Here is a 20,649-nt window from a genome sequence, read left to right as displayed (position 1 = left end):
CGTAGGCGTAATAGCGGGAAGTCAATAGCATCGGGGGCAAATGTACTACAGGAAACGAAATCAGCAAGTCAAAGGAAACTTTCAGCGTGGCCGTTATAACGGCAAGCGACTTGCTTCGGTTTTACAGGGTAGAACAAGCGTTTTTCATGATGCAGAAAACGCGCTGTGTAGAGGCGCAGCCGAGCCGAAGGTCGCCGTAGGCAAACATCTGGCGTGCTGACGTTGCAAAGGTATTCACTCCCCTCTCCCCCTGGAGAGGGGGCCGGGGGGTGAGGCGCCCACGTCCGCAACATCAGCACGCGAGATGTTTCGCCCTGCATGACGATAGTTCAACTCTGCCGTATCATATCCTCCTAAGCCCTACCCCATCAATTTCCCCAAACCTACTCCACGGGCTGCAACTGCCAGCCGGAGGAGAACAGAGCCGCCAGATCGGCCACGCTTTCCGAGAGCTGATCCCAGCTAGTGAGCACGAAGTATTGGTCCTGCAGGTGCGCTTCGCTGTACGGCGTGTGCAGCACCGTAGCCAAATCGAAGGGCTGGCGGCGGGTAACGTCGCCGATGCAATGGTGAATTTCGCCCGAGGAAGAAAGCAAACCGGCCCCGTACATGCGAGTTGCGCCGCCCTCCTCTACCAGTCCGAACTGCACCGTGAAGCCATACAGCCGTTCCAGCCGCTGCAGCGCCACGGCATCGTGGAGGTGACGGGCGGCTACCTGCCCCAGGAAGTGCAGGAAATCGGCAAAGGCCTGGTCCATCAGCAGCGGTACGTGCCCGAAAACGCCGTGGAATAAGTCGGGCTCCTCGATGAAGTCGAACTGCTCCATGGACCGGATCCAGACGGTAGCCGGAAACTTGCGCTGGGCCAGCAGCCCAAAGAACTCCGCATCATTCAGCATGCCCTGCACTGGCTCCAGCTGCCAGCCGGTGGCTTTCTGCAGGCGCTGGTTTACTTCCTCGAAGTTGGGAATAGCGTTGCGGTGAAAGCCTACCGCTGCCAGCCCCTGCCCGAAGGCCGAGCAGGCGCGCTTATGCAGCAGGGCCGTTTGCCGGTCGAACAATACCTTCCAAACCAACTGGTCCTGGGCGGTGTACTGGTCGTAGTGTTGCTGTACCATGAGAATGTGCCGGTTATAGGGCAGAAAAAAAGCCCGGCTCCTGTTTCGGAGTCGGGCTTTTGCTTGATTTTCAGAGAAGTGTCATGCTGTGCTGCTACCTTCTACGTCCGCAAAGTGGCCCGACCTCGCCCTGCACGGGGCGAATATTCATCAGGTTAAAGCACTTCGCGGTTAGGTTCAGCATGATGCTGCAAATATATAGTATTTCAGAAATAACTCGCACAGCCTGAGCCTGGTTTTTCTCAGATGGCCAATATCCAGTCGAGCAGCAGCACCCCCGCCAGCCCCGCCACCGACACGATGGTTTCCATCATGGTCCAGGAGCGAAACGTGTCGCGGGCGCTCAGGTTGAAGTACTCTTTGAACAGCCAGAAGCCCGCGTCGTTGACGTGAGACAGCACTAAACTGCCCGCCCCGATGGACAGCACCATCAGGTTCGGGTTGACGTGGGCCTGCGCTACGGTGGGTAGCATAACTCCGGCCGCCGTGAGGCCGGCAATGGTAGCCGAGCCCAAACACACCCGGATGACGGCCGCAATCAGCCAGCCCAGCAGCAGGGGCGGCAACCCGGTGCCCTGCAGCCCGGCCGCCAAATCGGCACTGACCCCGCTGGCCACCAGCACCTGCTTCAGAGCACCCGCACCGGCAATAATGAGCAGAATCAGGGCCACGTCTTTTATAGATGCCGAGTAGGCCTCCATCACGGCCGGCAGCGGTTTGCCCAGGGCCGTGCCTAAACTGAAGGTTGCTACCCCCACCGATACCAGCATAGCCACCGCCGGCTCGGCCAGGAACGCCAGGGCGGGGGTTGGGGCATTGTTGAGGGGTAGCGCGGCCTGCAAGCCCAGCACGCCCACCAGCAACAGCACCGGCAGCAACGAGGACAGAAAGCTGTTCAGCTTACCGGGCAGGGCGCTTTCCGGCAGGGCTTCTACCTGAAAGCTGGCCAGGGGCACCGACACGATACCGCGCAGGGTACGGCCGTACACCGGCCCGGCCAGAATAATGGCCGGAATGGCAATGAGTAGTCCGTAGAGAAACGTAAGGCCCAGGTTGGCGTGAAACTGCGCCACCAGGGCGGTTGGCGACGGGTGCGGGGGTAGGAAGCCGTGCATCACCGACAACGACGCCAGCATGGGCAGGCCCACGTACACGGCCGGCAGCCGGTACTTGTACACCACCGAGAAGATAAGCGGAATCATGAGCACGAAGCCCACATTGTAGAACAGCGGAATGCCGATAATAAAACCCGCTACCATCATCGTCCATTGAATGTGGCGCGTACCGAAGGCGGAAATCAGGACGGCGGCAATTTGCTGAGCGGCGCCGCTTTCGGCCACCAGCTTGCCCAGCATGGCCCCCAGCACAATCACCAGCAGCACCGAGCCCAGCGTATCGCCCAGGCCCTGGTAGATGGCCGCCATCAGGGGGCCGGGCGCCAACCCGAAAGCCAGCCCTACCCCTATCGTGACCAGCAAAAAGGCCAGAAAGGCGTGCACCTTAGCCCAGCTAATGAGCCCAATCAGCACCAGAATGGCTACCAGCAGAATCAGGAACGTCATGTGGCGAGCGGCTTCCGGTTAGCGGGCACTGCCTTTTTCCTGCTCCAGGTAGGCTACTATCCGGCCGACCAGATCCGGGGGCGTGTTGTCGATGGGCAGGCGCAGGCCGTAAGCGGGTCGCTCCAGGGCTTCAAACTGGGAGGACAGCAGCGCCGAGCCCATATAATGGCCTTCCCGGTTGGTGAGCCGCTGCCGCACCAGCTCTTCAGTCCCATCCAGAAAAACCCACGTTACGGGCCCGCTGGCCATCAGTTGCTGTCGGTAGCTTTCTTTCAGGGCCGAGCAGGCCAGCACCGCCCCGCCGTTCTGGCTCCACTCCCGGATGCCGGCCGCCAAAGCCTCCAGCCACCCCTGGCGGTCTTCATCAGTCAGCGGGGTGCCGCCGGCCATCTTGGCGATGTTGGCGGGCGAGTGGAAATCATCGGCATCGTGAAAAGGCACCTGCAGCTGCTGGGCCAGCAAGGAACCCACCGTGGATTTGCCCGAGCCGGACACGCCCATTACAATAATTACCGGAGCTATAGCCATAGAAGAGCTGGAAGGATTGAGGCGAAAAGCATTGCCAAGAGGCGCTTATGCGCTTACGGCGTCTCAACGGTAACAGCCGGAGCGAATGGCCCGCCCCAGAGGATTATTGGCTCAAGATAGGTTCAACTTTGGGAAAGGGGTAGGCGCAGGCAGGGCAGAAATGCATCTACTTGTAGTCTCCCGCATCAGGCCAGGAGAACAAGCCAGCCATAACCTTCTGCCTCCAGTTTAAGTTGAGCTAGATGAATCATGAACAGGTAGCCGGTGGGCTGCCGGGCTTTTCCTGCCCTTCTTCGCTACGTCTTCACCCTGAAACTACCCGCACGATGAGCGCAACGCCAACTACGTATTCGTTTGGCATGATTGGCCTGGGCACCATGGGCCGCAACCTGCTGCTGAACCTGGCCGACCACGATTTTGCCGTGGCCGGCTACGACAAAGATGCCAGCAAACTCACTCTGCTCGCGGAGGAGGGTGCGGGCCTGCCGGTGCGCGGCTTCGCGGAGCTGACGGATTTTGTGCAGAGCCTGCAGACGCCCCGCTCCATTATGCTGCTGGTACCAGCCGGTAAAATCGTGGACAGCGTAATTGAGGAGTTGCGGCCCCTGCTCGCGCCCGGCGACATTATCATCGACGGGGGCAACTCCCACTTCACCGACACCGACCGCCGCGCGGCCGCCCTGGAAGCGGCGGGGCTGCACTTTTTCGGCATGGGTATTTCCGGCGGCGAAGAAGGCGCCCGCTTCGGCCCCAGCATGATGCCCGGCGGCGACCAGCAGGCCTACGAGGTGATGAAGCCCATGTTCGAGGCCATTGCCGCCCAGGTCGGCGGGGAGCCCTGCGTGACCTACATCGGACCGGGCGCGGCAGGTCACTTCGTAAAAATGGTACACAACGGCATCGAGTACGGCCTGATGCAGCTCATTGCCGAAACCTACGGGGTGCTCAAGCAAGGCCTGGGGCTCGATAATGACGCCATCGGGCGGGTATTTACCCAGTGGAATGCCGGCCGCCTGCAGTCCTTCCTGCTCGATATTACCAAGGACATCTTCGCCTTCCGGGCGCCCGACACCGACCACCTTCTGCTCGACGACATTCGGGACGAGGCCCGCTCCAAGGGCACCGGCAAGTGGACCTCGCAGGTAGCCATGGACCTGGAAGTGCCGCTTTCCACCATCGACACGGCCGTGGCCCTGCGCAACCTCTCCAAGTACAAAGCCCTGCGCGAGAAGCTGGCGACGCAGTACGGTCCCGAAGCCCAGGCCCTGGCCGCCGATAAAGAAGACTTTCTAACCCAGCTGGAAGAAGCTTTCTACTTCAGCATGGTAATTACCTACGCCCAGGGCATGCACCTGCTCTCAAAGGCCTCGGCAGAGTATGGCTACAAGCTGCAGCTGGCCGGCATTGCCCGCATCTGGCGGGGGGGCTGCATCATCCGCTCCGGCTTCCTCAGCGACATCTACAACGCCTACCAGCAGGCGCCCGAGCTGGAGCACTTGCTGCTCGATGAGGGGGTAGCAAAACTGGTGCAGCAGGCCGTGCCCGGCGCGCGCACGGTGGTAGCCGGGGCCATAACGGCGGGCTTGGCCGTGCCCGCCTACGCCGCCAGCCTCAGCTACTTCGACTCGTTCCGCACCGCCCGCCTACCCTCCAACCTCATCCAGGCCCAGCGCGACTATTTCGGGGCGCACACCTACGAGCTAATTGGTAAAGAAGGTCTGTTTCATACCCAATGGACGCCCGAGCACGAGGACGCTGCCAACAAGCAGGATACCCACGTAGGCGAAGAAAACAAGCAGGAGCGGCCCGTGCAGCCCAATCAATAGAGCCTGCGCTTTCTGGTTTTTTTACTTCCGGAGCCCGCTCCCCATAGGCTCCCGACAACCTTTCCCTACCCCCTCCAATTGTGAAAACCCTCCTTATTTGCCTGCTGAGCCTGTTGCCTTTGCTCGGGTTTGCTCAGGCCCCCGCCTACCAGCTCAGCACCCACATTCTCGATATCAGCGCGGGCTCGCCGGCCGCCGGCGTAACGGTGCGCCTGGAAAAGTACGACGACGCTAAGAAGACGTGGACGGCGGTGGCCGAGAAGAAAACCGACGACGCGGGTCGTATCGGCGACTTCCTACCCACGGGCAGCGCCAAAACTGCGCACACCGGCATCTACAAGCTCACCTTCCTAACCCAGCCTTACTTCGCGGCTCGTCAGCTCAAGTCGTTCTACCCCTACATCGATGTGGTGTTTGAGCTGAAGGACGGGGCGCATTACCACGTGCCCATTACCCTGTCGGCTTTCGGCTACTCTACCTACCGCGGCAGCTGAGCTAGCGGCACTACTGTGTTCCTGAAACCGGACCTGCACTATCATCTGAAAAGCCGGTTTTCAGGAATTGAAAACAAGCCAAATGGGCAGATACCGCCAACCTCACAAGGCTCTGTTTTCTGATTTATTCACTTCCGTGACCTTCTTCGCATGAGCGCCAAACCGCAGCTTCCTCCTACCATTTTCGTCATTTTTGGCGGCACCGGCGACCTGAACGCCCGCAAGCTGGCCCCGGCCCTCTACCATTTGTTCCTGGAAGGCTGGCTGCCCGGGCAGTTTGCCATCATCGGGACGGGGCGCACGGCACTTTCCGACGAGCAGTTCCGTGCCCGGCTGCTGGAGGGCATCAACCAGTTCTCGCGCACCGGCAAGGCCGATAAAAAGACCTGGGCCGCGTTTGCCGAGCATGTAGTGTACCAGGCCGCCGACGTAAAGGACGCCGCTACCTACCAGCAGTTCGATAAGCGCATCGGGGCCTACCAGAAGGAATGGGGGGCGCCGGCCAACATCATTTACTACCTGGCGGTGGCGCCGGAGTTCTTCCCCATCATTGCCGAAAACATTGCCCAGAGCAAGCTGGCCACCGATGCCGACCGCACGCGCATCGTCATTGAGAAGCCGTTCGGGCACGATCTGGAATCGTCGCGGGAGCTGAACCAGCTGCTGGGCCGCCATTTTACCGAGCGCCAGATTTACCGCATCGACCATTATCTGGGCAAGGAAACCGTGCAGAACATCATGGCCTTCCGGTTTGCTAATGCCCTGCTGGAGCCTCTCTGGAACCGCAACTATATCGAGCATGTGCAGATATCGGTGACGGAGCAGCTGGGGGTAGGCGAGCGGAGCGGCTACTACGACGGGGCCGGGGCCCTGCGCGACATGATTCAGAACCACCTGCTGCAGCTGCTGTGCCTGGTGGCCATGGAGCCGCCTGTCGATTTCACCGCCGATGAGGTGCGCAACCGCAAGGTGGATGTGCTGCGGGCCATGCGCCGCTTCGCCCCCGAGGATGTGCGCGAATCGGCGGTGCGGGGGCAATACGGGGCCGGCTGGATGGAAGGCGAGCAGGTGCCCGGTTACCGCGAGGAGCCCGGCGCCAACCCCACCTCCAACGCCGAAACCTTCGCGGCCGTGAAGTTTTTCGTGGATAACTGGCGCTGGCAGGGCGTGCCCTTTTACGTGCGCACAGGCAAGCGCCTGCACCGCTCGGCCTCCGTCATTACCATTCAGTTCCGCGACGTGCCCCACCGCATCTTCCCGGCGGAAACGGCGGAAAGCTGGCAGCAAAACCGACTCATCATCAGCATTCAGCCCGAAATGAGCATCCGGCTGCAGGTGCAGGCCAAGCGCCCCGGCCTCGACATGATGCTTAACACCGTGGACATGGTGTTCGACTACCAAGGCACCTACACCAACCAGGCGCCCGAAGCCTACGAAACCCTGTTGCTCGATACCATGCTCGGCGACCAGACCTTGTTCATGCGCGGCGACCAGGTAGAAGCTGCCTGGGACCTGATCATGCCCATTCTGAACTCCTGGCAGCACCGCACCAGCCAGAACTTTCCCAACTATTCCGCCGATTCCTGGGGCCCGGAGGTGGCCGAGGCCCTCATTGCCCGCGACGGATTTCACTGGTTTACGCTCCCGCTCCATGGCAAGAAATAGCAGCCTCCACATTTTCCCTACCCCCGCGGAAAGCCTGAACCGCTTAGCCGATTTCTTTGTGGAGCTGTCCGCGCGGGCTACGCAGGCTAGGGGCCGCTTTTCCGTGGCGTTGTCGGGTGGCAGCTCGCCCAAGAAACTGTATGAACTGCTGGCTTCGGAGGAATACCGCACTCGGGTAGCCTGGGAGAAGGTGTTCTTTTTCTTCGGGGATGAGCGCTACGTGCCGCCCACGGATGCCGAGAGCAACTACCGCATGGCCCGCGAGGCCATGCTGGAGCCGCTGGGCATTGCCCCGGCCCAGGTGTTTGCCGTGGACACGGCCCTCCCCCCGGCCGAAGCCGCCCGGCAGTACACTCAAGCCATTGAGCAGTTCTTTGGTCAGGAGGAGACCCGCTTCGATCTGATGCTGCTGGGGCTGGGCGATAATTCCCACACGGCCTCTCTGTTCCCGCACACGCCCGTGCTGCACGATGCCACCGTAGGCGCCCGGGAGGTGTTTGTGGAAGAAAAGCAGGCCTACCGCATCACCCTCACTGCCCCGCTGCTAAACCTGGCCCGCACGACCGTGTTCCTGGTGTACGGCCCCGATAAGGCCGCCGCCGTGCAGCACGTTTTGGCCGGCGAACGGAATATTGAGGAGTACCCCGCCCAGCTCATTGCGCCCATTTCCGGCGAGCTGCACTGGTTTCTGGACGAAGCCGCCGCTTCCCGCCTACCCCCCGGCCGCTGATGGATCTGGTGTTGAGATGGTTAAGCATAACGGCAACCAGCTCACCCACACCTGAGGTCCGGCGGGTTGGCCTGAGCGGTGCCAGGCAGAGTCTGTGCCCGGTGCCCAGCCACGTGAGCACCGGGCCGACATGTAAAAGGCCTTCTTACCCGGCTACAGGTATGGCCGGCAGCGTTGCAGCTCGGGCGGCAGGTGGATTCAGCCGGGCTGTGGCCCGCTTCCAAATCCAGTAGTCAGCCGAGTAGCGCCCGCCCCCTACCCCGGTTACCAGCACAAACGCCCAGAACAGCAGCTGCTGGTAATACATTCCTAGTAAAGGCTCGGGCTTGTCGTACCAAAAAAACGCAATAACCAGAAACTGCACCGCCAGCTGAAAGGCCGCCAGGCGGGTACCAAGTCCCAGCGCAACCAATAAGCCGCCCGCAAACTCGCCCCAGACCGCCAGCACCGCCCAGAAATAGGCCGAAGGCAGGGTAAAGCCCAGGTCGGCCACCTGCTGCACAAACCAGTCGGGCGGGCTGCCGGCACCGCCAACCATCTTTTCCGCCTCGGTAGCGGTAGTCAGGTTTACCAGCTTAGACCAGCCGGCCCCAATGGCAATGGACAGCCCCAGGTGCAGCCGGAACAACAACCAGGTTACATCGGCGGCGCGGGAAGAAAGCGGGGCAGCCCCGAATAGTAGCTTTTTCATGGCTTGCGGACTGCTTCGAGGGTACCATTGGGCTCGTAGCCCATACTCAGGCGGGTGTCGCCGGTTACGTGCAGGTTCAGGTTGGCAGTTTGGGCCGAAGGGTTGAGCAGCAAAGCCGAGGAGCCGGCTAGGAACCGCAGCGTAGCGCGCTGGCCGGGCGCCAACGTAGCCCGACCGAAGATGCCGCCGCCGCGGGGCCGCTCCTTAAACTCGACAGGTACTTTGCCCACGTTGCGGGCTTCGACCTTGAAGGCCCCGGGCTGCCCGCCTCCCAGCACGAACTGTTTGCCAGGCTCAATAAGTAAATCGGAGTGAAGACCCGGCTGCCGGGCGGCAAGCAAGCCGGTTACAAACAGCAGGCCGGTCAGCAGCAAAAGCCACGTTCCCGGGTGTTTTGGGGTGCGCATAGCGGTAAGGAGTTAGGTGAAACAATGGGCCAAAGAAACCCACCTGCTACCCCTAAAGCGCCTCATTTTGCCGTTTGGCACGTCCCAACTTATGGTTTGGCACCTCCCAATTCGGGGGCCATTTAGGGCTGCCGCGCCACTTCGCTGGGGGTAGCGCCGCGCAGCTTCCGGAACACCCGGTTAAAGGTAGATTTTGAGTTGAAGCCCGACTCCAGCGCTATTGCCAACAGCGTATAGTGCCGGAACTGCGGGTCGCGCAGGCGGCGCTCGGCTTCCCGCACCCGGTACTCGTTGATGTAATCATTAAAGTTCTGCCCGCAGCCCGAGTTGATGACCCTGGACAGCCACGAGGTGTTGGTCTGCAGCTGGGCCGCCAGCTCGCCCAGCGTCAGCTCCGGAGCAAGGTAGGGCCGGTGGGTAGCCATGTGCTGGTTCAGGCGCTCGGTCCAACGCAGCAGCTCCGGTTCCGGCTCAGACACGTGGGTAGGCGGGTTTGCTTCGGCGGGCACAGCGGCAATGGCAGCGGCGGCGGGGGTAGGCGCAGCTAGTGCCTCCGCCGCAACGGGAAAGACAACCGGTGGCGCGGGCTGAAACTGCAGGGCCCGGAGCCGGCGGTTGGTGAGCAGGCCCGCAATGCTGAGGTAGTAAATCAGCAGCCCGGTAAACAGGTAGTCGTACCAGGCCTGGTAGTAGCTGAGCGGCGTTACTACCGCGTCCACGAGCTGAAACCCCAGGGCCACGGCCGCACCAATAAGCACGGCCACCAGCACGTTGCGCAGCCACCGAAACCGAATTTGCTCGGTATCCGAGAAGTTGTTGTTGAGGTAGAGTGAATACGCGCGGTACTCCCGCAGAGTCAGCCAGGCGTAGGCCGCCACCGAGAGGTACCCCAGCAAGGCCACCCAATCATCAACGGCGTCGGCCCGGCAGGCCAGCGCCCCTTTCGTGTTGAAATGGCACGGCAACGGCTGGCCGCGTACGCCGTGCAGCCACCCTACGTCCACGCCGAACACGAACAGCTTCCACCCCAGATACGCCAAGGCCGGTACGAAATGCCGGGCGGCCTGGCGGCTAAACCGAAACTCTTGGTTGGTGAGGCTCCGAAAGTAAAAATAGAACGCGGGCCCTACCGCCAGCCAGTTGCTGAAGGGGAAGTAAAACATGAAGGTGGTGGTGGCATCGTGAGCATCATACCAGCCCGCGAAGCCCAGCATCCACTGCGCCAGGCGCACCGCCTGCAGAAGCAGCAACAAGGCCAGCCACCCATCAGCCGCCGCTTCTTCCCGGTGCCGGCGCACCAGCATTACCACGCCCACTACCATTCCCTGCAAAAAGAACGGCAGCAGCAAACTGCTATACAGGTTGAATGTAAAGGCCATGTCCTAAAGCTACCGGAAGAACGCGAACCGCCCCGCACTCCCCCTTCCGAAAGGGCAGTGCGGGGCGGTTCGGAACAGAAACCCGGAATCTACTCCAGCTCCTGGCGCAGTTGGTACACCTTGCGCAGATTGCGGATCAGGCGCTCCGATTCCTGGAAGTTCAGGGTTTGGGCACCGTCGGAGGCGGCTTCTTCGGGCTTCTCGTGGGCCTCGTAGATAATGCCGTCGGCGCCGGCCATTACAGCGGCCAGGGCCATGGAAGGCACGTAGTCCCGGATGCCGATGCCGTGGGATGGGTCCACGATGACGGGCAGGTGGGTTTTCTCCTTCAGAATAGGTACGGCGTTCAAATCCAGGGTATTGCGCGAGGCCGTTTCGAAGGTCCGGATGCCCCGCTCGCAGAGAATCAGCTTTTCATTGCCGCCCGAAAACACGTACTCCGCCGACGACAGCAGTTCCTCAATGGTGCCGGAGATGCCGCGCTTAATCAGCACCGGCTTATCAACCCCGCCCAGGGCGTCGAGCAGGTTGAAATTTTGGGTGTTGCGCGCCCCTACCTGGAACACATCCACGTAGTCGCGCATTTCTTCTACCTGCGAGACCTGCATGACTTCGGTCACGATTTTGATACCCCGTGCCCGCGCCATCTGGTGAAACAGCTTCAGCCCTTCCATGCCCAGCCCCCGGAACGAGTACGGCGAAGAGCGGGGCTTGAACACGCCCCCGCGCATGATGCGCACGTCGTTATCCACGAGGTGCTGCATAATCAGCTCCATCTGCTGCTCATTCTCGATACTACACGGGCCGGCGGCCAGCGTGAGGCTACCCTCTCCCACCCGCACCCCGTCGCCAAGGTCAAGCACGGTAGGGCGCACGCGCCATTTCCGGGACACCAGCTGGTAGTCGTCAGACACCTGATGAATGTCGAGAATGCCCGGCAACTGCCCAATGGTGCGCAGGTCTATATCGGCTTTGCCGATGGCCACGAGGTAGTGAGCCCGCTGGGTTTTAACGTCGGTGACTTTGTATTTGAGAGCCTTGATGTGGGCTTCAATAGTTGCCTGCGCGGCTTCGCTAATGCTAGGGTCAAGTTGGATGATCATGTTCTTTCGGAGGTTCCCGCAGAGGACGCAGAGGTTGCGCAGAGGGCGCAGAAGAACGACCTCCGCGTCCTCTGCGGAAACCTCTGCGCCCTCTGCGGGAAATCTTAGTTAAGTACTGACTGCACAAACCGAGCGGCGGCGGCCGGCGCATCATCAGTGCCTTCCAGGGCCCGAATCAGGGCCGAGCCGATGATGGCGCCCTCGGCGTACTCGCAGGCGCGCCGGAAAGAACCTTTGTCGCCGATGCCGAAGCCGATGAGGCGGGGGTTGCGCAGGTTCATGGCTCCAATGCGTTCAAAGTAGGCTTCCTGCACCCCTTCGGCCTGGGTGTTGGCGCCGCCCGTGGTTCCGGGCCCCGACACGAGGTAGAGAAAAGAATCCGTCAGCTCATCAATGCGGCGGATACGCTCCGGGGCGGTTTGGGGCGTGATGAGGAATACCGGCCGCAGGTTGTAGCGCCGGAACATTTCCTGGTACTCGGCCACGTAGTCGTCGAGGGGCAGGTCGGGCAGAATCACGCCATCTACGCCGGCTTCGGCAGCTTCGCGGCAGAAATTCTCCACCCCGAACTGCATCACCGGGTTGAGGTAGCCCATGAGCAGAATGGGCGTTTCGGGGACTTCCTGCCGGATGCCTTCCAGCTGCCGGAACAGCACGCGCATGTTCATGCCGTTCTGCAAGGCCGCCGTGCTGCTGGCCTGAATCACGGGACCATCGGCCAGCGGATCGGAAAATGGCATGCCGATTTCGATGAGGTCGGCCCCGGCCTGGGTCAGCGACTTAATGAGCGGCACCGTGTCGTGCAGGCTGGGGTAGCCGGCAGTGAAATACACATTGAGCAGGCCTTTCTGCTTTTTCTCGAAGGCGTTTTTGATTCGGTTCATATCATCAATTCTGTCATCCTGAGCGGGAGCGAAGGACCCTATCACGCCTGAACGAGTTGTCGGTAATAATTCAGATGTGATAAGGTCCTTCGCTTGGGCTCAGGATGACAGACGGTTTGCGCTTTACAGAATGGTATCGGCGTACTTAAGGTAAGTTTCCAGGTCTTTGTCGCCGCGGCCCGAGAGGTTTACCACCACTACGTCGTCGGGGCCGGCACCCAACTGGCCCAGGGCAGCCAGGGCGTGGGCGGTTTCCAGGGCCGGAATGATGCCTTCCAGACGGCTCAGTTCGGCCACGGCGCGCAGCGCGTCCTCGTCCTCAATGCTGATAAACCGGGCCCGACCGGAATCGGCCAGGAAGGCGTGCAAGGGCCCGATACCGGGGTAGTCGAGGCCGGCCGACAGGGAGTACGGTTCGGTAATCTGGCCGTCCTCGTCCTGCATGAGCAGGGTGCGCGAGCCGTGAATAATGCCCGGCTTGCCCAGCACCGAGGTAGCCGCCGAGTGCCCCGAGTTGACGCCGTGCCCGGCCGCTTCCACCGCCACCAGCTTCACCGACGGCTCTTCCAGGAAATGGTAGAACGCGCCGGCCGCATTGGAGCCGCCGCCCACGCATGCTACCACGTAGTCGGGCAGCTCGGAGCCGGTTTTTTCCAGCAGCTGCTTGCGCATCTCCTCACTGATAACCGCCTGCAGCCGCGCCACCAGATCGGGGTACGGGTGCGGGCCGACTACCGAGCCGATGATATAATGGGTATCGACGGGGTTGGAAATCCAGTCGCGGATGGCTTCGTTGGTGGCGTCTTTGAGGGTGCGGCTACCGCTCATAGCGGCCCGCACTTCGGCACCCAGCAAGCGCATGCGGTACACGTTGGGCTTCTGGCGCTCCATGTCGATTTCGCCCATGTACACAATGCACTGCATGCCCATGAGGGCGCACACCGTAGCCGTAGCCACGCCGTGCTGGCCCGCCCCGGTTTCGGCGATGATGCGGGTTTTGCCCAGGCGCTTGGCCAGCAAAATTTGCCCGACGGTGTTATTTACCTTGTGGGCCCCGGTGTGGCAAAGGTCCTCCCGCTTGAGGTACACGCGGGTGTTATACTTCTCCGACAGGCGCTTAGCCTCGAACAAAGGGGTAGGCCGGCCCACGTAGTCGCGGAGCAGCTGCTGGTACTCCTGCTGAAACGCGGGGTCAGCCAGAATATCGAGGTATTGTTGGCGCAGCTCTTCCACGTTGGGGTAGAGCATTTCCGGGATGAAGGCGCCGCCGAATTGGCCGTAGTAGCCGCGCTCCGTGGGTTGTTGATAGGTAGTAGGCATGAGGTTTCTCGCAAGTTTCGGGGTGGGTAGCGCAGGATTTCACACGGAAGGCCCACCGCGAAGCGCGGCGTTTTTTCCATTGCAAGGCTCTGCGCGAAATTTTATCAGGCTCGTAGCTGACTAAACATCTGATGCAGTAAATCGGCGTCTTTCAGGCCGGGCTCCGTTTCAAATTTGCTATTCAGGTCCAGGGCGAACAGGCCAGGGAGCTGCAGGTTGCGCAGTGTATCAGCGTGTTCCAGGGCCAGCCCGCCCGCCAGGAAATAAGGCACTGGCAAGGCGTAATTCTGCAGCAGCTGCCAATCGAAGGCGGTGCCGTTGCCGCCAGGCTGGGCACCAGCCGTGTCAAAGAGGAAGTAGTCAACTACCCCCACGTAAGGCCGCAACCGCTCGAAGTCGAATTGCTCCCTCACTGCAAAGGCCTTAATAACCGCTACCCCCGTAGCGCGCAGCAACCCGCAGGTTTCGGGGGTTTCCGAGCCGTGGAGCTGCACGGCCTGCAGGCCGTACTCGGTGATGCGCTGTTGAATAACGGCCATATCCTCATCCACAAACACACCCACTTTCTGGATACTGGCCGGCACCGCGGCGGCATCAGCGGGATTGAGCGTAGGAGCAGCGTAGCGCCGGGACTTGGGGTAGAAGATGAAGCCCAGAAAGTCGGGGCGCAGGGCGGCTACCGCCCGCAGGTTGTCGGGCCGGGCCATACCGCAGACTTTCAGGCGCACGCTCATTTTAGAGTAGGGTTACGGCTTCAGTGGCGCGGAGCTGCTGCACGAGGGCGGCACAGGCTTTTTCGGGGCGGGAGTGACGCATGAACGTCTCACCGATGAGGAAGCCACGGTAGCCTACCTGGCGCAGGGCCTCCATGTCGGCAGCCGAAGTGAGGCCGCTTTCCGTCACTTTCACAAACTCATCGGGGATGCGCTGGGCCAGCTCGCCCGACGTGTCGAGGCTCACGCTGAAGTCGTGGAGGTTACGGTTGTTCACGCCCACCAGGCTCACCGCGTCGGGGTGCAGGGTCTTATCCAACTCTTCGGCGTTATGGATTTCCAGTAGCACTTCTAAGCCCAGGCTTTTGGCCAGGCGGCCCAGGCGCAGCACTTCCTCACCCGACAACACGGCCGCAATCAGCAGCACGGCATCGGCCCCAATGCTTTTGGCTTCCAGAATCTGGTACTCGTCCACCACAAAATCCTTGCGCAGAATGGGGCAGAAATTGAAGCGACGAGCCGTAATCAGGTCCTCGTTCCTACCCCCGAAAAACTCCGTATCCGTCAGCACCGACAAGGCTGAGGCGCCGGCCTGCATATAGCCCAGCGTAGTGCGCTCTACCGGGGCATGAGGGTTAATGAAGCCCTTGCTCGGCGATTTGCGCTTGAACTCCGCGATAATGCCGCTCAGGTCTTCGCGCAGCAGGTAGCGGCGCAGGCTTAAGGGCTGGCTTTGCATGTACAGGCTTTTTTCCAGCAGCTTTACCGGCACCAGGCTTTGGCGGTCGGCTACTTCCTGGCGCTTGTGAGCAATGATTTGGTCGAGAATCGTAGGCATTGGCGGGCCGCCGATGGATTGCGGCGGGGTTTGAAGGTGAATTCCTACCTGGCGGCAAGGAATTGGGTGAACAGTATTCAGGAGAAAAGAGAGCCAGCTACCACGTATTTCCGTGGCTTAGCCGCTACCCTCCGCAGTGCTATAAGGTAGTTGCGTGGCTGTGCGTGACGGCCACCAGCTTGCGCAGGGCCTGCCGGGCCCGACCAGAATCCAAAGATTCCTGGGCGGCGGCCAGGGCCTCAGCAAAGCTGAACGTGGGCTCCAGGCAACCAATAGCCAGGGCCGCGTTGGCCGTTACTACGTCGCGCTGGGCGCGGGTGGCGCAGCCTTCCAGCACCTCCAGAAACAGCTTGGCCGACTCCTGCGGGGTGCGGCCGCCGGCCAGCTCTTCGGGGCGGGTAGCGGTCAGGCCCAGGTCGGTGGCCGAGAGGAGCTGCTCGCCGGCGGGCGTGGCCAGCTTGGCGGCCCCGGTTAGCGAGAGTTCATCGTAGCCATCGAGGGCGTGCACCACGGCGTAGCGGGTTTCGGTTTGCTGCAGCAGGTAGTGGTAGAGGCGCAGCAGCTCCAGGCTGAATGTGCCGGCCACCTGGTGTTTCGGGCGGGCCGGGTTAATCAGGGGGCCCAGGATATTAAAGAAGGTGCGCACCCCCAGCTCCCGCCGCACCGGGCCAGCGTAGCGCATGGCTGGGTGGAAGGAGGGCGCGTGCAGAAAGCAGACATTAGCCTGTTCCAACTGCTGCTTCAGCACGTCGTTCCCTACCCCAAAATCAACGCCCAACTGGGCCAGCACATCCGACGACCCGCACACCGACGATACCCCAATGTTGCCGTGCTTGGTTACTTTGTAGCCCGCGCCGGCCACCACAAAGCAGGCCAGCGTGCTGATGTTGAGCGTGTCTTTGCCGTCGCCGCCGGTGCCCACAATATCTACCGTGTCGTGGGTACCCAGCTCCGGGTCGCGGCTCAAACTCAGCAGAGCTTCACGGAAGCCGGCCAACTCCGGCACGGCAATGGGCCGCATGCGGTACACCGTCATGAAGGCCGCCATTTCCGAGGCGTTGGCCTCGCCCTGCCCGATGCGCAGCATGGCCTCGTGCGCCTCGGCGTGGGTGAGCTGCTGCTGGTCGAAGAGTTGATTCAGGATCTGTTTCACGTATGAGGGGTAGCTGGCGGCCGGGAGCGTTCAGCTGTTTGGGTGGGAATCGAAAGAAGAGCAGTGGTTGGGCAGGCAAGCGCCTACCCTCGTAGGTCAGGCCAACCAGTTGGCCAGCATCTGGTGGCCGTGCTCGGTCAGGATGGACTCGGGGTGGAACTGCACGCCGCGCACGTCGTACTCGCGGTGGCGGAAGGCCAGCACCTGGCCGTTGGCATCCACGGCCGTTACTTCCAGCGCCGCCGGCACCGACTCCGGCAGCACGCTCCAGGAGTGGTAGCGCCCTACCTTGAATTGCGGGGGCAAGCCGGCAAACAGGCGGTCCTCGGCCGTTACCTGGGCGTCGGTGGCCAAACCGTGGAGCACATCGGGCATATTGTATAGCTCGCCGCCGAAGCTTTCGGCCAGGCCCTGGTGGCCCAGGCACACACCCAACATGCGCTTGGTGGGGGCGTACTGGCGAATGATTTCCGGCATCAGCCCGGCATCAGCTGGTACACCCGGACCGGGGGACAGCAGCACGGCATCGTAGCCGGCCACGTCTTCCACCGCCAGCTTGTCGTTACGAATCACCGTGACGTTATCCGTATGACCCAGTTCTCGCAGCACCTGCACAAGATTGTAGGTGAAGGAGTCGTAGTTATCAATGACGAGGATTTTCATGCTTTTCGGCCAGTCGGCCCAATGGTCCCAGGGCTGAAGCCCTGGGCTAGTGAGGTACTTTTAATTAAATTTCTACAGCGCTACGTAGCCCAGGACTTCAGCCCTGGGACGGCTGCTTTACACCATCTCCGCTTCTTTCAGGGCTTTGCGCAGGGCGGCCAGCTTGTGATGCACTTCGTTGAGCTCGGAGTTGATGTCGGAGGCGGCTACTACCCCCGCTCCGGCCTGGAAGTAGAGCTGGCCGGCCGTGCTCAGGAAGGAGCGAATCATGATGGCGTGGTTGAAGTCGCCGTTGAAGCCGAGGTGGCCGATGGCCCCGCCGTAGTAGCCGCGGGCCGTGGGCTCCAGCGCGTCAATAATCTGCATGGCGCGGTGCTTGGGGGCGCCGGATAGGGTGCCGGCCGGGAAGGTGTCGGCCACTACCTGCAGGGGGCTGGCCTCTTGAGCCAGGCGGGCCGTCACCTCACTTACCAGGTGGATAACGTGGGAGTAGTACTGAATTTCGCGGAACACCTTCACTTTCACCTCGTCGCCGTGGCGGGCCAGGTCGTTGCGGGCCAGATCTACCAGCATCACGTGCTCAGCGTTTTCCTTGGGGTCGTCGGCGAGTTTCTGGGCCAGGGCGGCATCCTCGGCATCGTGGCCGGTGCGGCGGAAGGTACCGGCAATGGGGTACAGGCTGGCCTGGCGCCCTTTAATCAGCAGCTGGGTTTCGGGCGAGGAGCCGAAAATCTTGAACGAGCCGTAATCGAAGTAAAACAGGTAGGGCGAGGGGTTGATGGAGCGCAGCGCCCGGTACACGTTGAATTCGTCGCCGCTGAAACCCTGCTGAAACCGGCGCGACAGCACAATCTGGAACACATTGCCGCGGCGGCAGTGCTGCTGTCCTTCGGCCAGCACCCGCAAGAATTCCTCGTCGGTCTGGTTAGTCTGCTCCTCACCTACCGCCTTGAATTTGAAATCGGGTAAGGAGGGGTTGCGAATCAGGTTTACCAAACGGGTAAGGCCATCTTCGTCTACCGTTCGCCCCGCCAGTGTGTGTTCAAACACATACAGCTCGTTGCGGAAGTGGTTGACGGCAATAACGTAGCGGTAAGTACTGTAGAGGATATCCGGAATCTGGCCCGCAACGGGCTTTTCGGGGTTCAGCTCCAGGTCCTCAAAGTATTGCACGGCCTCGTAGCCCAGGTAGCCAAACAGCCCACCCGTAATGAAATCGTGGCCGGTTTCCTCGGTCTGGAAGCAGCCGGCAAATTCCTGCAGGCGAGCCAATGCTTGGCGGGGCTCGGTCAGCGTTTCGGTTTCCGAGGTATCGTCGGGGTAGGTCAGGGTCAGTTCTCGGCCGCTCAACTCGAAGCGGGCCAGCGGGTCGAAGGCGAGGTAGCTGAAGGCGTTTTGCTGGCCGTGGTAGTCGGAGCTTTCCAGCAGCAGGCAGTTGGCATACCGGTCGCGCAGCCGGAGGTAGAGGCCCACGGGGGTTACCGTATCGGCCAGAACGCGCAGGAAGCGGGTATGCAGTTGGAAGGTTTTCATTGGCTGGTTGTGGTGATTGGAGGGTGACCAGCGCCGGGAAATAAAAAAGCCCGGCGGGGCGGCCGGGCTTTTGAGCTGTTGCGAAGGTAGTGGTTCAGTTGACCTTAGCGCACGCACATGCTGTCCCGTCCGGAATTTCCGTAGGGCCACCACCATGCTTGCTGCGTCATTGAGAAGGTCATTGCCAAATAGGGTTGGGCGTTGAACGGGGCAAAGGTACACTGGGTTTGGATTGGCGCAACAGCCGGCCCGAATTTTTTATCTGAACCACAGGCAGCTTCCGGCAGCGGGCTTCCTCTTCCCTACCAAACCGGTTATCCTTACTCCTTGACGATTTTAACTTCCTCCGCGTTATGCCGGCCGGCCCGCACACGCAGGATGTACACGCCCTTGTCTAGCCGGCTGACGTTCAGCGAGTCGGTGGAACGTACTTTTTGCTCCAGAACAAGCCGGCCATTCAAGTCGCGCATCTCCACTTTTACTAGTCCAACCCCAGGCAAAATACTTAGGCGGAGCCGGTCCTTTACAGGATTGGGATAAGCTCCCAGCAGAATCTTCTGGTACTGACGTCCGTTGGGAGACAGCACCACGGCCGGCTGCAGCAGCCACTGGTAGGCCGCCGCAAACTCCCGCTTCCAGAACCATTCGGCGTGCTGGCCATCTGGGTGGGCAGTTAAGCTCATGTTAGCCGCTGGTACTCCACCGCGGGCCAGGGAGTCGCGCATGGCCTGCATCAGGGGCACCATCGTCTGGCTTTCCTGCGTCCCGCTCACGAAATAAAACCGCGTGGCCGGGTTGGCCGGATGCTGACGCAGGTACTGAAACAAGGGCTTATCCGCAAACCAGAAGGCCGGCGAAAACACGCCTACCTTGCTGTACACCTGCGGGTACTTCAGGGCCGCGTAGGTCGAAATCAGGCCACCCATGCTGCTGCCCGCAATGCCGGTAAACTCCCGGCCCGATAGGGTGCGGTAGTGCTGGTCGATGTAGGGCTTCAGGGTTTGCACCAGGAAATCAACGTACTGGTCGCCCTGCCCACCGCCGTACTCGGGGTTTTTCCAGGGCGAGAGTTCATTGAGCCGCTCGGAGCCGCCGTGGTCCACGGCCACCACAAGGCAGCCGGCCGCGTCGAGGCCCTGCTGCTGCAGCCGGCTCAGGGTTTCATCTACGCCCCACTCTCCTGAGAAGCTGGTGCAGGCATCAAATACATTCTGGCCGTCGTGCAGGTACAGCACAGGGTAGCGTTTGGCCGGGGCCGTGGGGTAGTCGTTGGGCAGATAAATCCACACGCGGCGGGTGCGACCCAGCTGGGGCATCTGAAACTCGGCGCTAATAACCTGCACGTTGGGCTGCCGGGCCGTGCTCTGGCAGGCAGGGGTGACGGGCGCTGCCGATGGGTTTTTCCAGCCTAGCACCGCAAGCGCTACGGTGCCTACCCCCTGGCCGGCCGTAAACTCCCGGTTCGGTATATCGTGGCCGGCGGCATCGGTTTCCACGGTTTCCCAGGTACCGCGGGTTATCTTGCAGGAGAGGCTTCCTGTTATGGAGGCAGGTAGGGTCAGCTGGTAAGTGCCATCGTTGGGGTTGCGGCTGAAGGCGTAGGTAGGGCTACCCGGCTGCCAATTGTTAAACGAGCCCGCCAAGTACAGCGTGGCACCAGCAGGAGTAGTGGAGGGCACCTGGGTTAATCGGACGATGGTTTGCGCGGCACTTCCCCCGGCAAGTAAAAGACCTGTGACTAACAGAACGAGAAGCTTCATAAAAAGACCAGCTAAGAGCCAGGCAAGCTACTACTATTTCTCAGCTGAAGGGCCGGGTGGGCCCAGCTATTGTGTTACTTCTGCTTTCCAAACAAGCAAGCCCGTATAGTGGATAAACCCAACCTGTATTTTTCCTAGAATCTTGTTTAGCCTGTCCGTTTCTTTCCACCTAAGCCAGTAAGTAAGCCCTCACCTAAACAGGCCGGACCTTGTAGGCCGCAAGTGTAAAAGTTCCGCGTGAAGCAGGAAAATTGGGTGTGCGGAACGCCCTAGAATTTATGC

General features: G+C 61.2%; 19 protein-coding genes. 4 read left to right on the top strand and 15 right to left on the bottom strand.

All coding sequences use genetic code 11. From position 1 onward, the window contains the following. Window positions 1-383: 383 nt before the first annotated feature. The 3 genes from GGU46_RS09470 to GGU46_RS09460 all read right to left on the bottom strand — a co-directional run bounded on the left by GGU46_RS09470 (window position 384) and on the right by GGU46_RS09460 (window position 3,208). Window positions 384-1,118 (bottom strand): phenylalanine 4-monooxygenase, encoded by a 735-nt coding sequence (locus tag GGU46_RS09470; protein WP_183403277.1) that lies wholly within the window; start codon window positions 1,116-1,118, stop codon window positions 384-386. 242 nt (window positions 1,119-1,360) lie between these two features. Beyond that, window positions 1,361-2,680 (bottom strand): gluconate:H+ symporter, encoded by a 1,320-nt coding sequence (locus GGU46_RS09465; protein ID WP_183403276.1) that lies wholly within the window; start codon window positions 2,678-2,680, stop codon window positions 1,361-1,363. Window positions 2,681-2,698: 18 nt separating this feature from the next. Then, entirely contained in the window at window positions 2,699-3,208 is a 510-nt protein-coding gene (locus GGU46_RS09460) for a gluconokinase (protein WP_215906299.1), read from the bottom strand. Window positions 3,209-3,534: 326 nt separating this feature from the next. Here GGU46_RS09460 and gndA point away from each other — a divergent pair, with 326 nt between their 5' ends. The 4 genes from gndA (at window position 3,535) to pgl (ending at window position 7,923) form a co-directional block, all read left to right on the top strand. Beyond that, window positions 3,535-5,034, top strand: a complete 1,500-nt coding sequence (gndA, locus tag GGU46_RS09455; RefSeq protein ID WP_183403275.1) for an NADP-dependent phosphogluconate dehydrogenase — start codon at window positions 3,535-3,537, stop codon at window positions 5,032-5,034. An 80-nt stretch (window positions 5,035-5,114) separates the two neighbouring features. Then, window positions 5,115-5,528 (top strand): hydroxyisourate hydrolase, encoded by a 414-nt coding sequence (gene uraH, locus GGU46_RS09450; RefSeq protein WP_183403274.1) that lies wholly within the window; start codon window positions 5,115-5,117, stop codon window positions 5,526-5,528. A gap of 150 nt (window positions 5,529-5,678) precedes the next feature. After that, the gene (gene zwf, locus GGU46_RS09445) at window positions 5,679-7,193 is read left to right on the top strand and encodes a glucose-6-phosphate dehydrogenase (RefSeq protein ID WP_183403273.1); all 1,515 of its coding nucleotides are present in this window, start codon (window positions 5,679-5,681) and stop codon (window positions 7,191-7,193) included. Next, complete coding sequence (pgl, locus tag GGU46_RS09440) at window positions 7,180-7,923, top strand: 6-phosphogluconolactonase (RefSeq protein WP_183403272.1); 744 nt, start codon at window positions 7,180-7,182, stop codon at window positions 7,921-7,923. The genes zwf and pgl overlap by 14 nt, the downstream gene beginning before the upstream one ends. Before the next feature lie 145 nt (window positions 7,924-8,068). Here pgl and GGU46_RS09435 read toward each other — a convergent pair whose 3' ends face one another. The 12 genes from GGU46_RS09435 to GGU46_RS09380 form a co-directional block, all read right to left on the bottom strand. Further along, window positions 8,069-8,614 carry a DoxX family protein gene (locus GGU46_RS09435; protein WP_183403271.1) on the bottom strand — a complete coding sequence of 182 codons (546 nt, stop codon included), beginning with the start codon at window positions 8,612-8,614 and terminating at the stop codon, window positions 8,069-8,071. Beyond that, window positions 8,611-9,021 carry a hypothetical protein gene (locus GGU46_RS09430; protein ID WP_183403270.1) on the bottom strand — a complete coding sequence of 137 codons (411 nt, stop codon included), beginning with the start codon at window positions 9,019-9,021 and terminating at the stop codon, window positions 8,611-8,613. The genes GGU46_RS09435 and GGU46_RS09430 overlap by 4 nt, the downstream gene beginning before the upstream one ends. Before the next feature lie 122 nt (window positions 9,022-9,143). Beyond that, on the bottom strand, window positions 9,144-10,400 hold the full coding sequence (locus tag GGU46_RS09425; protein WP_183403269.1) for a helix-turn-helix domain-containing protein: 1,257 nt from the start codon (window positions 10,398-10,400) through the stop codon (window positions 9,144-9,146). A gap of 89 nt (window positions 10,401-10,489) precedes the next feature. Then, window positions 10,490-11,503, bottom strand: a complete 1,014-nt coding sequence (gene aroF, locus GGU46_RS09420; RefSeq protein ID WP_183403268.1) for a 3-deoxy-7-phosphoheptulonate synthase — start codon at window positions 11,501-11,503, stop codon at window positions 10,490-10,492. Between the two features lie 104 nt (window positions 11,504-11,607). Then, the gene (gene trpA / locus GGU46_RS09415; RefSeq protein WP_183403267.1) at window positions 11,608-12,387 is read right to left on the bottom strand and encodes a tryptophan synthase subunit alpha; all 780 of its coding nucleotides are present in this window, start codon (window positions 12,385-12,387) and stop codon (window positions 11,608-11,610) included. 123 nt (window positions 12,388-12,510) lie between these two features. Beyond that, window positions 12,511-13,707 (bottom strand): tryptophan synthase subunit beta, encoded by a 1,197-nt coding sequence (trpB, locus tag GGU46_RS09410; RefSeq protein ID WP_183403266.1) that lies wholly within the window; start codon window positions 13,705-13,707, stop codon window positions 12,511-12,513. Between the two features lie 104 nt (window positions 13,708-13,811). Continuing rightward, entirely contained in the window at window positions 13,812-14,441 is a 630-nt protein-coding gene (locus GGU46_RS09405; protein WP_183403265.1) for a phosphoribosylanthranilate isomerase, read from the bottom strand. Between the two features lies 1 nt (window position 14,442). After that, window positions 14,443-15,258: an indole-3-glycerol phosphate synthase TrpC gene (gene trpC / locus GGU46_RS09400; RefSeq protein ID WP_183403264.1), complete on the bottom strand. Its 816-nt coding sequence runs from the start codon at window positions 15,256-15,258 to the stop codon at window positions 14,443-14,445. 139 nt (window positions 15,259-15,397) lie between these two features. Further along, the gene (gene trpD / locus GGU46_RS09395; RefSeq protein ID WP_183403263.1) at window positions 15,398-16,411 is read right to left on the bottom strand and encodes an anthranilate phosphoribosyltransferase; all 1,014 of its coding nucleotides are present in this window, start codon (window positions 16,409-16,411) and stop codon (window positions 15,398-15,400) included. A gap of 96 nt (window positions 16,412-16,507) precedes the next feature. After that, a complete protein-coding gene (locus GGU46_RS09390; protein ID WP_110977406.1) occupies window positions 16,508-17,074 on the bottom strand; it encodes an anthranilate synthase component II in 567 nt (188 codons plus the stop codon). A gap of 117 nt (window positions 17,075-17,191) precedes the next feature. After that, window positions 17,192-18,607 carry an anthranilate synthase component I family protein gene (locus GGU46_RS09385; RefSeq protein WP_183403262.1) on the bottom strand — a complete coding sequence of 472 codons (1,416 nt, stop codon included), beginning with the start codon at window positions 18,605-18,607 and terminating at the stop codon, window positions 17,192-17,194. A gap of 320 nt (window positions 18,608-18,927) precedes the next feature. Beyond that, a complete protein-coding gene (locus GGU46_RS09380) occupies window positions 18,928-20,367 on the bottom strand; it encodes an alpha/beta hydrolase-fold protein (protein ID WP_183403261.1) in 1,440 nt (479 codons plus the stop codon). Window positions 20,368-20,649 lie beyond the last annotated feature (282 nt).

The organism is Hymenobacter latericoloratus, from assembly GCF_014199535.1.
GTDB lineage: Bacteria > Bacteroidota > Bacteroidia > Cytophagales > Hymenobacteraceae > Hymenobacter > Hymenobacter latericoloratus.
The sequence above is the reverse complement of the archived record's forward strand: the minus strand, read 5'-3'. Positions and strand labels throughout refer to the sequence as shown.

Bases quoted from the DNA above. Each gene is read 5' to 3' on its own strand.
- trpC (WP_183403264.1), bottom strand. From the start codon at position 15,258: ATGCCTACGATTCTCGACCAAATCATTGCTCACAAGCGCCAGGAAGTA.
- GGU46_RS09465 (WP_183403276.1), bottom strand. From the start codon at position 2,680: ATGACGTTCCTGATTCTGCTGGTAGCCATTCTGGTGCTGATTGGGCTC.
- pgl (WP_183403272.1), top strand. From the start codon at position 7,180: ATGGCAAGAAATAGCAGCCTCCACATTTTCCCTACCCCCGCGGAAAGC.
- GGU46_RS09425 (WP_183403269.1), bottom strand. From the start codon at position 10,400: ATGGCCTTTACATTCAACCTGTATAGCAGTTTGCTGCTGCCGTTCTTT.
- zwf (WP_183403273.1), top strand. From the start codon at position 5,679: ATGAGCGCCAAACCGCAGCTTCCTCCTACCATTTTCGTCATTTTTGGC.
- aroF (WP_183403268.1), bottom strand. From the start codon at position 11,503: ATGATCATCCAACTTGACCCTAGCATTAGCGAAGCCGCGCAGGCAACT.
- GGU46_RS09390 (WP_110977406.1), bottom strand. From the start codon at position 17,074: ATGAAAATCCTCGTCATTGATAACTACGACTCCTTCACCTACAATCTT.
- GGU46_RS09380 (WP_183403261.1), bottom strand. From the start codon at position 20,367: ATGAAGCTTCTCGTTCTGTTAGTCACAGGTCTTTTACTTGCCGGGGGA.
- GGU46_RS09435 (WP_183403271.1), bottom strand. From the start codon at position 8,614: ATGAAAAAGCTACTATTCGGGGCTGCCCCGCTTTCTTCCCGCGCCGCC.
- trpA (WP_183403267.1), bottom strand. From the start codon at position 12,387: ATGAACCGAATCAAAAACGCCTTCGAGAAAAAGCAGAAAGGCCTGCTC.
- GGU46_RS09460 (WP_215906299.1), bottom strand. From the start codon at position 3,208: ATGGCTATAGCTCCGGTAATTATTGTAATGGGCGTGTCCGGCTCGGGC.
- GGU46_RS09405 (WP_183403265.1), bottom strand. From the start codon at position 14,441: ATGAGCGTGCGCCTGAAAGTCTGCGGTATGGCCCGGCCCGACAACCTG.
- GGU46_RS09430 (WP_183403270.1), bottom strand. From the start codon at position 9,021: ATGCGCACCCCAAAACACCCGGGAACGTGGCTTTTGCTGCTGACCGGC.
- gndA (WP_183403275.1), top strand. From the start codon at position 3,535: ATGAGCGCAACGCCAACTACGTATTCGTTTGGCATGATTGGCCTGGGC.
- GGU46_RS09385 (WP_183403262.1), bottom strand. From the start codon at position 18,607: ATGAAAACCTTCCAACTGCATACCCGCTTCCTGCGCGTTCTGGCCGAT.
- trpB (WP_183403266.1), bottom strand. From the start codon at position 13,707: ATGCCTACTACCTATCAACAACCCACGGAGCGCGGCTACTACGGCCAA.
- GGU46_RS09470 (WP_183403277.1), bottom strand. From the start codon at position 1,118: ATGGTACAGCAACACTACGACCAGTACACCGCCCAGGACCAGTTGGTT.